Here is a 15,577-nt window from a genome sequence, read left to right as displayed (position 1 = left end):
GGGTTAAGATGAGTCAGAATGTCTATCAATTTATCGACTTACAGCGAGTTGATCCGCCTAAAAAAGCGCTGAAGATCCGTAAAATTGAATTTGTGGAAATTTACGAGCCGTTTTCAGAAGGCCAGGCTAAAGCACAGGCAGATCGCTGCCTGTCCTGCGGCAACCCGTACTGCGAATGGAAATGCCCGGTGCATAACTACATCCCGAACTGGCTGAAGCTGGCTAATGAAGGACGTATTTTCGAAGCGGCTGAGCTGTCGCATCAGACCAATACCCTACCGGAAGTCTGCGGACGGGTTTGCCCGCAGGACCGCCTGTGCGAAGGTTCCTGCACCCTGAACGATGAGTTCGGCGCGGTAACCATCGGTAACATTGAGCGCTATATCAACGATAAAGCGTTCGAAATGGGCTGGCGTCCTGACCTTAGCGGCGTGAAACAAACCGGCAAAACCGTCGCCATTATCGGCGCGGGTCCGGCAGGTCTGGCGTGCGCCGACGTATTGACCCGTAACGGCGTGAAGGCGGTAGTCTTCGATCGCCATCCGGAGATCGGCGGCCTCCTGACCTTTGGTATTCCAGCCTTTAAGCTGGAAAAAGAGGTGATGACCCGTCGTCGCGAGATCTTTACCGGTATGGGCATTGAGTTCAAACTCAATACCGAGGTGGGTCGCGATGTACAGCTCGACGATCTGCTGAAAGGGTACGATGCGGTATTCCTCGGCGTTGGTACCTATCAGTCAATGCGCGGCGGTCTGGAAAACGAAGACGCCAGCGGCGTCTTTGATGCGCTGCCCTTCCTGATCGCCAATACCAAGCAGATCATGGGCTTTGGTGAAACGGCGGACGAGCCGTACGTCAGCATGGAAGGCAAACGCGTCGTGGTTCTTGGCGGCGGCGACACCGCAATGGACTGCGTGCGTACCTCGATTCGCCAGAACGCGACTCACGTCATCTGCGCCTATCGCCGTGATGAAGAGAACATGCCGGGCTCGAAGCGCGAAGTGAAAAACGCGCGGGAAGAAGGCGTGGAATTCCAGTTCAACGTTCAGCCGCTGGGCATTGAAGTGAATGCCAACGGTAAAGTCTGCGGCGTGAAGATGGCGCGTACGGAGATGGGCCAGCCGGATGCGAAAGGCCGCCGCCGCGCGGAAATCGTTGCCGGCTCAGAACATGTGGTGCCAGCAGATGCCGTAGTCATGGCATTTGGTTTCCGTCCGCACAGCATGGAATGGCTGGCGAAGCACAGCGTTGAGCTCGATTCTCAGGGCCGCGTGATTGCGCCGGAAGGCAGCGACAATGCTTTCCAGACCAGCAACCCGAAAATCTTCGCCGGCGGCGATATCGTTCGCGGCTCTGACCTGGTGGTCACCGCGATTGCCGAAGGCCGTAAGGCGGCTGACGGCATCCTGAACTACCTGGAAGTGTAACGAAAAAAGCTTGCGGGTCCCGGAGCCCGCAAGCTTATTCATTCAGAGATAGACAATACTGATTACCGCCTCGCCGTCCAACGTCACCTTTTGCCCGCTCCTGAGATTACTTCCCACCGATGCGCTTATCTGCAGAGGCACCGTTGCCGCCGTGATTGGCTGCGGCACCGAAGAGCCTTTTTTAACAAAGGTATAGAAATAGTCCTGTCCCGTTGGGAGCGGTAAAAGCGAGGAAACTTCCCACGGTCCCTCCTTGCTGGCCGATCCGGCGATATCAACGGCAACTTTTTTATCATCAACCGCGATGGTATTGGCGGAATCGATTTGCATCGCATAGCTGCCAATAGGTTTATTTTCCATCGTCATACCCAGACCAAAAAGCCGTAATTTGTCGCTTATGTATCCGCCGCCATTGACCTGAAAAAGCACTCCCTCATGGCCGTGTGTATCTTTTCCCGTGATAGCGGAACTGGATCGCGCATCTCTCGCCGTAATAGCGATCCCGGTGGAGGATTCGCAGGTAATCGTTAAGGTAATATCCCGCACGCCTAGCTGGGTAAATGCGGACGTTGATAGCGACCCGACATGCCGTTCACCGAAATCTACGATGCCGTTATGGCTCAGCGTTGGCGTGCACGCCGCCGCTTCTGCGGTCACGGTAAAATCAATACTAAGGTTGTCGCCGGCGTGAAGGATCGGACTGAGTAAAAGCGCGAATAAAACAAAGGCGTACCTCATGGAGTTACCACCCTGATCTGCAGATTCCCACGATACGTTACGCGATCCGTAATCGCCTGGCTCTCCATCATTGAAGCCACGTTCAGAACCACAGAGAGCTGACTGGCTTCAATCTCTTCTCCCTGTACAAAGGCGATCCCTTGATTGAGCACAATGCGGGATCGCTTTGCTGCTTCAGCGGTAATCGGCGCCCCGGCGCTCCGTACAGGGACCAGCATCACGTCGCGATCGTCAGCCACCGCTTGCCCGGCGGTAATATTCATTTCCCCACGATTGCCAAGTGCGAACCTGCCGTTTTGCGCATAGGCGCTACCGAAGAAAAGCCGAATACGTTGTGGCTTATCACAATGTACATGCAGGACGAACTGCTTTTCCGGAAGTACCACAGGCTTATCTCCCGCCTGCTGACGTTCTGCCGGGCGAACGGGCAGATAGTCAACCGAACGCTGCGTGCTATTTAATTCGCATTCGGCCAGAAGGGCGCCGGAAAATGCCAGCAGGCTAAGGCCCAGCCATAGACGAATCATTGACATACCCCGCTGGCATTTTCATAGAACGCATCTGCGTCTGGCGCTTCAGGCAGCGTTAGCGAGATGCGGCAACTTCCCTTTTCCAGTTTCGCCACCAATGTTTGTCTCCCTGTGAGGTTGTTCAAAAAAAGCACGCCGTCATCGACGGAAGTCGTTAAGTAATTGCCCGCTGAATCCGTTACGGCGACCCCCTTCGGCAGCGGATCACCGTTCCCCATCGTGACATCCAGCAGCACCCGGCGTTCCGTGATGGTAGAAAAGCGGATTTTGCCTACGGCCCCTCGGCCTTGCTTGAGCATTCTGAGCCCATTGCCAATATCCATGTTCTTTGGCAAAGTCGCGGTGTTGATTTCAACGGCTGCCTCTCGCCAGGCCGAAACGGAAGGAATGACTGCCTGACCGCTGAAGTCAGTCCACACCGGCCCCTGCGATGTCTCGATGCGCACTCCGGAAACCGGCTTATCCAGGCTGGCAATGGCAAAGGTGTCGCGAATCGCCCACGGTGTAAAAGTCACACCATGGCGGTGGGCGGCCATTCCCCCGCGCAGCGTTCCGGAATAGCTATGGCTCTGCGAACCGTTGGTACTCGCATTCATGCTTAGCTGCGTGTAATGCAGATTCTGATTTATCCCGCCGCTGAAGCTGTTCCGACTCTCGGTCTGGTCACGTTCGGCGCCGAGGGTATAAGTGGTGTCATCGCTGATAGTGCCCGTTACCGAAGTACCGTATCTCTTCCGCCCTTTTTCACTGCGCGCGTAAGCGTTGACCGAATGCTGCTGGAAGGGAATATTCAGGTTCAGGTAAAAAATATTATCATTGCTTTGTTCGATACTCCCGCCGCTGAGCTGGCGCTGCCAGCTTGCCGATACGGAAAATGCGCTAAAACTCTTTCCCCAGTTAAGCGTCGCGTAGCGAGAATTATTTTGGCTATCGAACCCTGTTACATCATAGAAGCTGGCGCTCATCGTACCTATAACAGGGTGTCCCCAGCTCGCACCCAATGAGTACTCCATTTTATTGGTGGCGCTAAAACTCTTATCAATGGCCTGAGAAAACTCACGATACTTTTCAGAATATTTGCTCAACGAAGCATTCAGCCCAAAACCGGACTGTGTTGCACAGGAGGTCGATAGAGTGTACTTCTGGCCCTGCTGCGCATTATCGCGATCGAACGCCTGGTTAATCTGAAGAGAAAGCGAAATTTCCTGCGGCAGTACTGAGTCAACGCGTATTCCTAAGGCCTGGTAGCTCTGGGCAACGATCGCGCCGCTAGTTAAATTATGCCTGGCGTTCAGCTTCCAGCCGCCAGCCAGGCTGGCTACCCAGGGCTGCTGGCTATATGCATCGCTCACCCGGCCTAATGAAAATTGATATCCGCCCGCAGGCCCCAGCCCGGAGCGATACAATGAGGCGGGAACCACCTGGCTATGCTGGCTGCCATCGGTCTCAATAACGGTGACCGTCAGATCGCTGGTGACGTTGCGCAGGGGAATATCCGTTAAAGTAAAGGGGCCGGCAGGCACTAAAGTGGAATACACCATGATCCCTTGCTGGCGGATCTCAACCCGCGCCTGCGGGGTACTGGCGATCCCGGTTACCAGCACGCCGCTCCCGGCATCGTTAAGGGCGCTCTCCGGCATCAAGGAGATACCGTATAGCTCGGTGCCGTCGAGCAAAGGGTTATTCATGCCTATTTCACCCGCCTTGACGGTGCTTTTTATCTGCGTAAAGGTGCGCTGTAGGTAGGTCTGCGAATTTTCGCTGGTAAACTGATTATTCGCACGGCTTAATAGCTGATGGCTACGCAGCAGCCAGGTATTCACGTTTAGACCGCCGTCCAGCATCAGCTGCGAATACTCGGAATGACCGCCGCTATAATCGTTGCGCGAAGCGAAAAAGGTATAATTCAGCACCCCAGCCGTACCGCTCGTGTCGTATCCGCTGAGGTCGGTACTTTGGTGGACTAACTGCTCCTGCGGTAATATCAGATCGATTCGCCCTTTTCCGGGCGACGCTTTTAGGATCGTTTCAGGATGGGCCTGTAAATAGTCATAGCAGCCCTCGCTATCGTTCCTGGGCTGGTGAACACCGGCCTGTTCCATAAACGCTTTATCGAAACACAGCTGGCCGTCATCATCAAAGTGGGCAACGATATTCCCCTTATCCTTACCGTTAACGCCCAGCATAACCGAGGTCGCCCCTGGCAGGAATTTGGCTTCTGAGGAGAAATAATGCGCAATTTGCGGATCGATACCCAAAGACGTTAAGGTTTCACTATCAAATTCTATCGCGCTCTTTTTGGCCTCTTCAGCTACCGCCAGTTGAGCGCTTCCCAACCCGATAAGACAGGCCAACAGCTTTTTCCTGAGCATTCCGTTCATCCTTGAACATGGTTACTGCAACGAGGTGATGTAGCGCTCTCCTTTATATCCATAGCGGCTTGCCGGATAAAACTCGACTTTCGTATCCGCTCCCGCTTTAGCAGGTAATTTTACGCTGACGCTGGTGTGCGGCAGGAGATACGTTTTCGCTAACTCGCCGGGAGAACCTGACGGCAAAGTATTAAACATGGCCGTCATCCTGACGACATAGTCGCTCGGATTACTGATCTCCACCTGGCCGCCCTTTTTGCGCCAGACCAGATGCTTCCACGGCGCGGGCTCCTCCGGCAGGCCAGCCGGATGGATAATGACCGGTAAATCCTGACGAATTGTGACCGTTGTTTTCAGTTTTTCCTTTTCCTTCGGCGGAATGCCTTCAAAGGTGACCCGTTTAAACTCTTCATGCTGCAGCGGTTTAGAGGTTTGCAAAATAAAACGGATCTTTTGCGTGTCCCCTTGCTCTACGCGTACTACCGGTTGTGTAACAATTAAGCGGATAGATTTATCGCTATCGGCTAAATCAACCACTTTGGTATAAAGCAGGGACGGATGCGGATCTGAATTGGTGAGGTTCATCGACACCTCACCTTTTTGTTCATCAACGAGTAAAACAGATGTCTCAGGCACCATGCCGCTGGCATTGGCCCGGGTCGTCAATATCAATATCGACAACAGCAGCGTTTTTTTCATATTAGTGGTGTGTATTAAAATGAGATAGAGCTTATTAACAGGCCCAATAAATTTTATAAAAATATTTATTGGGCCGAATTTCAGAAGGACAGCATATAAATATTAGAGATAAACAAGACTCAGCGTGGCATTACCATCGAGCTCGATTTTTGTTCCGGCACCCAGTACGCCATTGTCCTGAACGGCGGAAACAATATCCAGCGGCATCACTAAATCTTTAAACAACATTGGGGTGGTTTTGCCGGTTTCAGCAACGGTAACGATACGGGTAGTATCAGGATAATATAACCCACCACCGTTCGCATTCTTCCATACGGAACTTGCTACATCCGTATCTTTCACAATCATATCCACTGCTGCACCATCGGCAGTTAACCCATCCTTCATTGCCGTAACGGTGTAAGCACCAATGTTCACGTTGTTAACGGTGCCGAGGCCAAATACTGCATTAGTATTCGACATATTCTGACCCGGTACATAGTCTGCAATATAGGCCGAACTTGAAAGCGTGACTTTAGAACTCGCGCGGTTATCCTGCGCAATAATACCCACGCTGGTCGCCGCATCGCAGCTTACCGTTAAAGTAATGGATTTTTTTCCCAGCTGAACTAAGGAGTTACCGTTAATTGTTTTCTCGAGAACCGAGTTGTTCATGGAGCCATAATCAACGACGCCACTGTTGCTTAGTTCCGGAGTACATGCTGCCGGAGTAAAAGTTCCTTTTACCGTAAGATTGGCATCCGTGGCAGCATTGGCGCCTGCAGTAGAAACAATAGCAGCGCAAACGCACAGCGCAGAAAGTGACTTTTTAGAGAACATATCAATTTTCCTTAATGTATAGTACGACCGATATGAATTAAAATATCGGCATATCCTTTATCCAATTAAATCATTATCACTAATCATCCCCTCAATAATTATTGAGAAAAGAATTAGTCACTGGAAGTAATGATGAAAGAGACTCCTCTCACCGCCGGCTAATCTACTTAATTGAACGACTAATCTCAAGAAAAATAATTGCAAATTTTAAAAAGTAAAAACCTTCAATGATTACAAGAAGATAGTACATGAACTGCAGGTAAGTTAAATAAAACACAGGTCAGTTAATTAATCTGCTCTTTATAAATAAACGGCATCAATAGTAAAATAAGAACACATATTCATCATAGAAACACCTTAATTAAAGTTACAATAAATAAACCCAGAAAAATATGAATTCACACTCCCATTTCATCTAATATACCCTATCTCCTGTGCTGGATGACCATAGGGCACAGCAAAATAATCTGTGCAGACCCAGCCCGCCGCAGAAACACACTTTGCCCTGACGGAGAAGAGACTCGACGCCAGCAGTAAAGTTATAAAATGAAAAAAAAGCGAAGCATATCTATGAATGCTTCGCTCGGGATAGGGGATGCTGTCTGATTCACATATGAATTCATATATGAATCAGGCCCCGCAGGGCCTGTTATTGATATCACTTCACAACGCGTAGCGCTGGACGTCCGCCACGGGGCGGCGGCGTATCATCCGGATCGTCATCATGATTGTCAGGCTTATCGCCATCAATCACCGACATGACCGTTTCGCTGTCAGGCAGCTCTTCTTCATCGTTCAGGCTGGTGACATCTTCATCGTAAGCGGCTTCTGGTTCGAACATGGTCCCCGCACCGTTCTCACGCGCGTAAACCGCCAGTACGGCAGCCATCGGCACGGAGACATTGCGCGGCACACCGCCGAAACGCGCGTTAAAACGCACTTCGTCGTTCGCCAGCTCCAGGTTACCGACAGCACGCGGAGCAATATTGAGAACAATTTGCCCATCACGCGCATACTCCATCGGCACAAGTACGCCCGGCAGAGTCACGTCAACGACCAGATGCGGAGTCAGCTGGTTATCCAGCAGCCACTCATAGAACGCCCGCAGCAGGTACGGGCGACGAGGCGTCAGCTGTGATACATCCATCATTTAGCCCCGACCGAGGCGCATTTCACGCTCGGCTTCAGTTAAAGAAGCGAGGAAGGAGTCGCGCTCAAATACGCGAGTCATATAGCCTTTAAGCTCTTTCGCGCCAGCACCAACCAGCTCGACGCCAAGAACCGGCAGGCGCCACAGCAGCGGAGCCAGGTAGCAGTCCACCAGGCTAAACTCATCGCTCAGGAAGTAGGGCTTCTGGGTGAAGACCGGCGCAATGGCCTGCAACTCTTCACGCAGCTGCTTACGTGCAGTATCGGCCTGCGAAGCGGTACCGGTCTGAATAGTATTCATCAGAGAATACCAGTCTTTTTCGATACGCTGCATGTAAAGACGGCTTTCCCCACGGGCCACCGGATAAACCGGCATCAGCGGCGGATGCGGGAAACGCTCATCCAGGTATTCCATAATGATGCGAGATTCCCACAGAGTGAGCTCACGATCCACAAGCGTCGGCACGCTTTGATTCGGGTTGAGGTCAATCAGATCCTGAGGCGGGTTATCCTTCTCCACGTGCTCTATCTCAAAACTAACACCTTTTTCGGCCAGCACGATGCGGACCTGATGGCTATAGATGTCAGTAGGACCAGAAAACAGCGTCATTACCGAACGTTTGTTGGCAGCGACAGCCATGAAAACCTCCAGGTATATTCAGAATTTTGTACTGCTGCCGACCACGGATGGCCAGCCAGATGTAAAAACCCCATTTGCGTGATATCACTTTTGCTTATCATCCAAACAAAAAATGAACAATCACCTGCATTTGGGCAGAAAATTGGATGATAGTTTACCAGATTTTGAAGACGTTGTGGTGAGGGTATTCTGGAAATGCTGAAAAAGTGGTAATAATGGGGCGTTTGTAGAGTGAAAATGGCAAATTTATCCATAAAAAAACCCGCCGAAGCGGGTTTTTTCGCAAATTGTTCTGCATAAGCAGAGGACAATTAACGTTTGGAGAACTGCGGACGACGACGTGCTTTACGCAGGCCGACTTTCTTACGTTCAACCTGACGAGCATCACGAGTAACGAAACCAGCTTTACGCAGTTCGCCACGCAGGGACTCATCGTACTCCATCAGAGCGCGGGTGATACCGTGACGGATCGCACCAGCCTGACCAGAGATACCACCACCTTTAACGGTGATGTACAGATCTAATTTCTCAACCATGTCGACCAGTTCCAGCGGCTGACGAACTACCATGCGGGCAGTTTCACGACCGAAGTACTGTTCCAGAGAACGCTGGTTGATAACGATTTTACCGTTGCCCGGTTTGATGAAAACGCGAGCTGCGGAACTTTTGCGGCGACCGGTGCCGTAGTATTGATTTTCAGCCATTGCCTATAATCCCGATTAGATGTCAAGAACTTGCGGTTGCTGTGCCGCGTGGTTGTGCTCGTTACCCGCGTAAACTTTCAGCTTACGGTACATAGCACGACCCAGCGGGCCTTTTGGCAGCATGCCTTTAACCGCGATTTCAATCACACGCTCAGGACGGCGGGCAATCATCTCTTCAAAGGTCGCTTCTTTGATACCACCGATGTGGCCGGTGTGGTGATAGTACATTTTGTCTTCGCGCTTGTTGCCGGTTACAGCAACTTTTTCTGCGTTCAGAACGATGATGTAGTCACCGGTATCAACGTGCGGAGTGTATTCCGCTTTGTGCTTACCGCGCAGGCGCAGAGCCAGTTCGGAAGCCAGACGGCCCAGAGTTTTACCGGTCGCGTCAACAACATACCAGTCGCGTTTTACGGTTTCTGGTTTAGCTGTAAAAGTTTTCATTAAAAGCTTACCCAAATAAATAAGTTACACGTTGGTGAACACCCAAACGTTTAGTCAGTTGAGGTTCACACGACATTGTCCAGCAAACCTACCCCTTCGAATAGCCTATGCCGGCACATAGAAAGTTTTGGGAAAAAAACCTTCTCGTAACGTGGGGTCGCAAGATTATAGAGAAGTCGGGGTCAAAGATCGACCCCTTTATGTGATTTGTACCCGGTTTTACCCCGCCAGGTGTTCTCGCTTCAGATACTCCTCGCTCTGCATCTCCTGCAGGCGCGATAAACAGCGCTGGAACTCGAATTTTAATCTCTCGCCCTGATAGATCTCATACAGCGGAACCGCCGCACTGACCACCAGTTTGACGTGGCGTTCGTAGAATTCATCGACGAGGGCGATAAAGCGCCGCGCCTCGCTCTCCATCAGCCCGGTCATCACCGGCACATCAAAGAGCATGACGGTATGAAACAGACGCGAAAGCGCAATATAGTCGTGCTGGCTACGCGCATCCACGCACAGCGTCGCAAAGGAAGCCGCCAGCGTCTGGTTCTCAACGCCTAACGTCGGCAGCGGGCGGTGGTTTATCTCCAGCGTTGGCATCTGCTCGCGCTTTGCGCCCGCCAGCGCCAGCCACAGTTTGTCCATCTGCTGGCGGGTCTCAGCGTTCAGCGGCGACAGCCACAGGTGCGCCTGGGTCAGCGTGCGCAGACGATAATCGATGCCGGCGTCGACATTCATCACATCGCAGTGCTGCTTAATCGCGTCGATCGCAGGCAGGAAGCGGGCGCGCTGCAGACCGTTACGGTACAGTTCGTCAGGAGGAATATTCGACGTCGCCACCAGGGTTATCCCGCGGGCAAACAGCGCTTTCATCAGACCGCCCAGCAGCATCGCATCGGTAATGTCAGAGACAAAAAACTCATCAAAGCAGAGCACATCGGTTTCAGCTTTAAAACGGTCCGCAACGATTTCCAGCGGATCGCTGTGCCCCTGCAGCGTGGTTAACTCTTCATGTACCCGCAGCATAAAGCGATGAAAATGCAGACGTTGTTTACGTTCTCCCGGCAGACTTTGAAAGAACAGATCCATCAGCCAGGTTTTCCCTCTGCCGACCCCACCCCACATATAGAGACCGCGAACTGCGGCCGTTTCGACAGCGGGTTCACGCTTGCCCAGCAGCTTGCCGAATTTCGCCCGCAGACCGCCGCCGGTTTGCGGCGCTACCGAAGGTTTATTCTGCAATTCTTGATAAATCGTATCGAGGCGGCTGACCGCTTCTCGCTGAACGTCGTCAGGTTGATGGCTTCCCTCTTTGAGAGCGGAAAGGTAACGCGATGTTGGGGACAGGCTTTGCATGATCTAATTGTTATTCCTTGAAAACCGTAATGCCGTAGCTCACGATTGACGAAAAAAAGGCTGCTCTACACTACGTGATGATACGCCAGGATTCCACTTCTGTGGAATTAGCGGTTATAGTGGCACTATCGGGCGCAGGCGGAGAGCCTCATAGCCACCCTACGGAACCACAAAACAACGGGAGATGTTCATGACCTGGGAATACGCGCTAATTGGGCTAGTTGTCGGCATCATTATCGGTGCCGTCGCGATGCGTTTTGGCAATCGTAAATTACGCCAACAGCAGGCGCTGCAGTTTGAACTGGAAAAGAATAAAGCAGAGCTGGAGGAGTACCGCGAAGAGCTGGTGAGCCATTTCGCCCAGAGCGCCGAGCTTCTGGATAACATGGCGCATGATTACCGCCAGCTGTATCAGCATATGGCGAAAAGCTCCAGCAACCTCCTGCCGGACACCATGGCGGACGCTAATCCGTTCCGCAATCGTCTGGAAGAGTCCGAAGCGGGCAACGATCAGGCTCCGGTCCAGATGCCGCGCGACTATTCTGAAGGCGCATCCGGTCTGCTGCGCGGCGGTGTAAAGCGCGATTGATTCGGCAACGCCAGTAAAAATATTTTCCGGGCGCACCCTCTGCGCCCGTTTCAACCTCTCATCCCAGCTACAATTTAACTATTGCCCACGTTGTTACCGGGTCGAAAATTCAATAACATCGGGCCATTCGGGACGTTTCCCATACACCTCAGGTTACGAGAGCCAGCAACTAATGAATAAACCAACTTTGCTGTTGAGTGCGTTAGCGTTAAGCATTGGGTTGTCGTTGTCAGCCTTACCTCCGGCAGCAGCGTCTTTACCGACACAAGTTCCGGGCCAGGGCGCGCTGCCAAGCCTCGCGCCAATGCTGGAAAAAGTGTTGCCGGCGGTGGTGAGCGTACAGGTTGAGGGTACCGCGTCACCCGCGCAGGATATGCCGGAAGAGTTGAAAAAATATTTTGGCGACAACGCGCCGCAAGAGCAGGCGCAGCCTTTTGAAGGACTGGGTTCTGGGGTCATCATTGATGCCGCAAAAGGCTACGTGCTGACCAATAATCACGTCATTAATCAGGCCCAGAAGATCAGCGTCCAGCTCAACGACGGGCGTGAGTTCGATGCCAAACTGGTCGGCAGCGACGAGCAGAGCGATATTGCACTGCTGCAGATCCTCAAGCCCAGTAATTTGACGCAAATCGCTATCGCCGACTCGGACAAGCTGCGGGTTGGCGACTTCGCCGTCGCCGTCGGTAACCCGTTTGGCCTGGGTCAGACCGCCACATCCGGGATTGTTTCCGCCCTTGGCCGCAGCGGCCTGAACCTTGAGGGGCTGGAAAACTTTATCCAGACCGATGCTTCCATTAACCGCGGCAACTCCGGTGGCGCGCTGCTGAATCTCAACGGCGAGCTGATTGGCATCAACACCGCCATTCTGGCCCCGGGCGGCGGCAGCGTCGGCATTGGTTTCGCCATTCCCAGCAATATGGCAAAAATCCTCTCTCAGCAGCTTATCCAGTTTGGCGAAATCAAACGCGGCCTGTTGGGTATTAAAGGAATGGAAATGAGCGCGGATATCGCCAAAGCGATGAATCTTGACGTCCAGCGCGGCGCATTCGTTAGCGAAGTCCTGCCAAACTCGGGGTCGGCTAAAGCGGGCGTTAAATCTGGCGACGTTATCGTCAGCCTGAACGGCAAACCGCTCAACAGCTTCGCCGAACTGCGTTCACGCATCGCCACGACCGAGCCGGGAACCAAGGTGAAATTAGGACTATTGCGTGAAGGGAAACCCGTTGAAGTGGAGGTCACGCTGGACAAGAGCACCTCGTCTTCCGCCAGCGCAGAGCTTATCGCTCCGGCGCTACAGGGCGCATCGTTAAGCGACGGTCAGATGAAGGATGGGACCAAAGGCGTCATCATTGATAACGTCGATAAAGGCAGCCCTGCCGCGCAGGCCGGCCTGCATAAGGACGATATCATTATTGGCCTCAATCGCGAACGCGTGCGCTCGATTGCCGAACTGCGAAAAGTACTCGAAAGCAAACCGACGGTCATTGCACTGAACGTCGTTCGCGGCAGCGAAAGCATCTATCTACTGCTGCGCTAACTCGCCTTCCGGACATCGCGTGCAGTGCGATGTCCGGACAAGTCGTGTTATGCTTCGCCTGTCTATCCATCAAAGATATCTGCATCATGCCTGCAAAGCTTTTACGTTCGATACTTATCGGTTTGATCGTCGGCGGTTTGCTGCTGGCCGTCATGCCTTCCCTGCGCCAGTGGCAGCTTTCGCCGACCACGCAATACGATAGCGCGGATGAATCCCCCGCCAGCTATAATTCCGCCGTCCGTCGCGCGGCGCCTGCGGTCGTCAATGTCTATAACCGCGCCCTTAACAGCACCAGTCATAATCAGTTAACGCTCGGCTCCGGCGTGATCATGGACCAGCGCGGCTATATTCTGACCAACAAGCACGTCATCAACGATGCCGATCAGATTATTGTTGCCCTGCAGGATGGCCGGGTCTTTGAAGCGCTGCTGGTCGGCTCAGATACCCTCACCGATCTGGCGGTATTAAAAATCAACGCCAGCGGCGGTCTGCCGGTTATTCCGATTAACCCGAAACGCGTGCCGCATATCGGTGACGTCGTGCTGGCGATTGGCAACCCGTACAACCTCGGGCAAACCATTACCCAGGGCATTATCAGCGCCACCGGGCGTATCGGTCTGAACCCCACTGGGCGCCAGAACTTCCTGCAGACCGATGCGTCAATCAACCACGGTAACTCCGGCGGCGCGCTGGTGAACTCGCTGGGCGAGCTTATGGGTATCAATACCCTGTCATTTGATAAAAGCAACGATGGCGAAACGCCGGAGGGCATCGGCTTTGCGATTCCTTTCCAGCTGGCGACCAAGATTATGGATAAGCTGATCCGCGATGGCCGCGTGATTCGTGGCTACATTGGGATCAGCGGCCGCGAAATTGCGCCGCTGCACGCGCAGAGCGGCGGCGGTATCGATCAATTGCAGGGGATTGTAGTCAATGATGTGGCGCCGGAAGGCCCGGCAGCCCAGGCAGGGATCCGCGCCAATGACGTGATTATTTCGGTTAACGATAAACCCGCCGTTTCCGCCCTGGAAACCATGGATCAGGTCGCAGAGATCCGTCCGGGCTCGGAAATTCCGGTGGTGATTATGCGTGACGATAAAAAAATTACGCTGCATATCGCCGTACAGGAATATCCTGCGACCAACTAACAGGCTCCCCGAACGGGGAGCGCTATTTAATCAGCAAAAATCGGCCCGGCCGGGAATTTCGCCAGAAACCCGGTGACGGCCAGCAGCGACCACAGCCCCGGCCAGGCAAACTGCCGCTCCCGCAGCTCGTCATCGAGCGTCATCAGCGCAAATTCGCCGTTATCACCCAGTACGCCGCCCTGCCAGAGCAACCGTTGAGCCTGCTGCCGCGCCCAGGGTGATTCGCTCTTCCAGGCCAGCAGATGCAGCAGCGACTGCTGCAGGCAGACGCCATGAGGATGCTTGTCCCGCAGCAGTCGCCGGTAAACCGGCAGCGATATGCTGCGCACGGTATAAAATCCGCTGCGGATTTCAGCATCGGCATCCGCCGCGCCGGCACAATACTGACCGGCCAGGTCGCACAGACGATTGTGCGTCAGCGCCAGCCCCCGGGCATCCAGATGACCCGCTGCGGCACACAGCAGCCCACTTCTTTGCATCCACGGCGTGGAGTCCCGAAATACCGTATCAGGTAGCGCCGGTTCTGTTTCAGCTGCTTTATTTTGCGTACCCGCCTCATAGCAATGGACAAAAAAATCATGGCCTCCGCGGGCAACCGATGGGTGCGCTAACAGGTTAAGCGCGGGCTGCAGTTGTTCAACTTCATCTACTGATGCCAGCATGTAATCGATAATGACATCTTTTGTCGATGCCCTGCTTTCGGGGCGTAATGTTATGGTTTCATTCATCAAAGCCTCCTTATAGGAAATCTCCCGGTGGCGCTGCGCTGACCGGGCTACGGGTCCGTGCAGTCTGGTGGCCCGGATAAGCCGTTTACGGCGCAATCCGGGGAAAGGTAACGATTCACATCGCCAGCACGTACTTGAGCATCACCCCGGCGGCAATCGCCGAGCCAATCACCCCCGCCACGTTCGGCCCCATCGCGTGCATCAGCAGGAAGTTCTGCGCGTCCGACTCCAGCCCCACCTTATTCGACACCCTTGCCGCCATCGGCACCGCCGACACCCCGGCGGAGCCAATCAGCGGGTTGATTTTGTGCCGGCTGCACAGGTTCAGCAGCTTCGCCATCAGCACGCCCGCCGCCGTGCCCACGCAGAACGCTGTCACCCCCAGCACCAGTATCCCCAGCGTCTGCGGCTGCAGGAACTTGTCCGCCACCAGCTTCGCGCCCACCGATAATCCGAGGAATATCGTCACGATATTTATCAGCCCGTTCTGCACCGTGTCGCTCAGGCGCTCCACCACCCCGCTCTCGCGCATCAGGTTGCCGAAGCAGAACATCCCCAGCAGCGGCGCCGCATCCGGCAGCAGCAGCGCCACCAGCAGCAACAGCACCGCCGGGAAGAGGATTTTTTCCCGCTTACTCACCGTGCGCAGCTGCACCATGCGGATTTTCCGCTCCTTCTCGCTGGTCAGCGCCTTCAT

Annotated in this window: 16 protein-coding genes; 4 read left to right on the top strand and 12 right to left on the bottom strand. The window is 53.6% G+C overall.

Annotation, left to right across the window (positions count from 1 at the left end):
• Nucleotides 1-8: 8 nt before the first annotated feature.
• Entirely contained in the window at nt 9-1,427 is a 1,419-nt protein-coding gene (gltD, locus tag ACSIPU_RS15785; protein WP_004106184.1) for a glutamate synthase subunit GltD, read from the top strand.
• Between the two features lie 42 nt (nt 1,428-1,469).
• Here the strand turns inward: gltD and ACSIPU_RS15780 are convergent, their stop codons facing one another.
• The 10 genes from ACSIPU_RS15780 to zapE all read right to left on the bottom strand — a co-directional run bounded on the left by ACSIPU_RS15780 (nt 1,470) and on the right by zapE (nt 10,875).
• Nucleotides 1,470-2,165, bottom strand: a complete 696-nt coding sequence (locus ACSIPU_RS15780; protein WP_016809821.1) for a DUF1120 domain-containing protein — start codon at nt 2,163-2,165, stop codon at nt 1,470-1,472.
• A complete protein-coding gene (locus ACSIPU_RS15775) occupies nt 2,162-2,692 on the bottom strand; it encodes a hypothetical protein (protein ID WP_004106188.1) in 531 nt (176 codons plus the stop codon). The genes ACSIPU_RS15780 and ACSIPU_RS15775 overlap by 4 nt, the downstream gene beginning before the upstream one ends.
• A complete protein-coding gene (locus ACSIPU_RS15770; RefSeq protein ID WP_196558151.1) occupies nt 2,689-5,067 on the bottom strand; it encodes a fimbrial biogenesis usher protein in 2,379 nt (792 codons plus the stop codon). Before ACSIPU_RS15770 ends, ACSIPU_RS15775 begins: the two co-directional genes overlap by 4 nt.
• 21 nt (nt 5,068-5,088) lie before the next feature.
• Nucleotides 5,089-5,766 (bottom strand): fimbria/pilus chaperone family protein, encoded by a 678-nt coding sequence (locus tag ACSIPU_RS15765; protein WP_126489597.1) that lies wholly within the window; start codon nt 5,764-5,766, stop codon nt 5,089-5,091.
• 102 nt (nt 5,767-5,868) lie between these two features.
• The gene (locus ACSIPU_RS15760; protein ID WP_126489598.1) at nt 5,869-6,585 is read right to left on the bottom strand and encodes a DUF1120 domain-containing protein; all 717 of its coding nucleotides are present in this window, start codon (nt 6,583-6,585) and stop codon (nt 5,869-5,871) included.
• A 658-nt stretch (nt 6,586-7,243) separates the two neighbouring features.
• Nucleotides 7,244-7,732: a ClpXP protease specificity-enhancing factor gene (sspB, locus tag ACSIPU_RS15755; RefSeq protein ID WP_024274762.1), complete on the bottom strand. Its 489-nt coding sequence runs from the start codon at nt 7,730-7,732 to the stop codon at nt 7,244-7,246.
• A gap of 3 nt (nt 7,733-7,735) precedes the next feature.
• Nucleotides 7,736-8,374, bottom strand: coding sequence for a stringent starvation protein SspA (gene sspA / locus ACSIPU_RS15750; RefSeq protein WP_004106197.1), 639 nt, complete (start codon nt 8,372-8,374; stop codon nt 7,736-7,738).
• Between the two features lie 311 nt (nt 8,375-8,685).
• Nucleotides 8,686-9,078 carry a 30S ribosomal protein S9 gene (rpsI, locus tag ACSIPU_RS15745; RefSeq protein ID WP_000829815.1) on the bottom strand — a complete coding sequence of 131 codons (393 nt, stop codon included), beginning with the start codon at nt 9,076-9,078 and terminating at the stop codon, nt 8,686-8,688.
• A 15-nt stretch (nt 9,079-9,093) separates the two neighbouring features.
• Complete coding sequence (rplM, locus tag ACSIPU_RS15740; protein WP_004106200.1) at nt 9,094-9,522, bottom strand: 50S ribosomal protein L13; 429 nt, start codon at nt 9,520-9,522, stop codon at nt 9,094-9,096.
• Nucleotides 9,523-9,741: 219 nt separating this feature from the next.
• Nucleotides 9,742-10,875, bottom strand: a complete 1,134-nt coding sequence (gene zapE, locus ACSIPU_RS15735; protein WP_004106202.1) for a cell division protein ZapE — start codon at nt 10,873-10,875, stop codon at nt 9,742-9,744.
• 190 nt (nt 10,876-11,065) lie between these two features.
• On the opposite strand from zapE, the gene zapG reads away from it, so the two are divergent.
• The 3 genes from zapG to degS all read left to right on the top strand — a co-directional run bounded on the left by zapG (nt 11,066) and on the right by degS (nt 14,152).
• Nucleotides 11,066-11,464 carry a Z-ring associated protein ZapG gene (gene zapG / locus ACSIPU_RS15730; protein WP_004106204.1) on the top strand — a complete coding sequence of 133 codons (399 nt, stop codon included), beginning with the start codon at nt 11,066-11,068 and terminating at the stop codon, nt 11,462-11,464.
• 172 nt (nt 11,465-11,636) lie between these two features.
• The gene (degQ, locus tag ACSIPU_RS15725) at nt 11,637-13,004 is read left to right on the top strand and encodes a serine endoprotease DegQ (RefSeq protein ID WP_004106206.1); all 1,368 of its coding nucleotides are present in this window, start codon (nt 11,637-11,639) and stop codon (nt 13,002-13,004) included.
• Nucleotides 13,005-13,090: 86 nt separating this feature from the next.
• Complete coding sequence (degS, locus tag ACSIPU_RS15720) at nt 13,091-14,152, top strand: outer membrane-stress sensor serine endopeptidase DegS (protein ID WP_024274763.1); 1,062 nt, start codon at nt 13,091-13,093, stop codon at nt 14,150-14,152.
• Between the two features lie 26 nt (nt 14,153-14,178).
• Here the strand turns inward: degS and ACSIPU_RS15715 are convergent, their stop codons facing one another.
• Nucleotides 14,179-14,880 (bottom strand): hypothetical protein, encoded by a 702-nt coding sequence (locus ACSIPU_RS15715; RefSeq protein WP_023321687.1) that lies wholly within the window; start codon nt 14,878-14,880, stop codon nt 14,179-14,181.
• A 115-nt stretch (nt 14,881-14,995) separates the two neighbouring features.
• Nucleotides 14,996-15,577: sodium ion-translocating decarboxylase subunit beta (locus ACSIPU_RS15710; protein ID WP_226907483.1), on the bottom strand; the 582-nt coding region annotated here is incomplete at its 5' end.

Origin of the sequence: Klebsiella sp. HN106 (genome assembly GCF_051209435.1) — a bacterium.
GTDB lineage: Bacteria > Pseudomonadota > Gammaproteobacteria > Enterobacterales > Enterobacteriaceae > Klebsiella > Klebsiella oxytoca.
The sequence above is the reverse complement of the archived record's forward strand: the minus strand, read 5'-3'. Positions and strand labels throughout refer to the sequence as shown.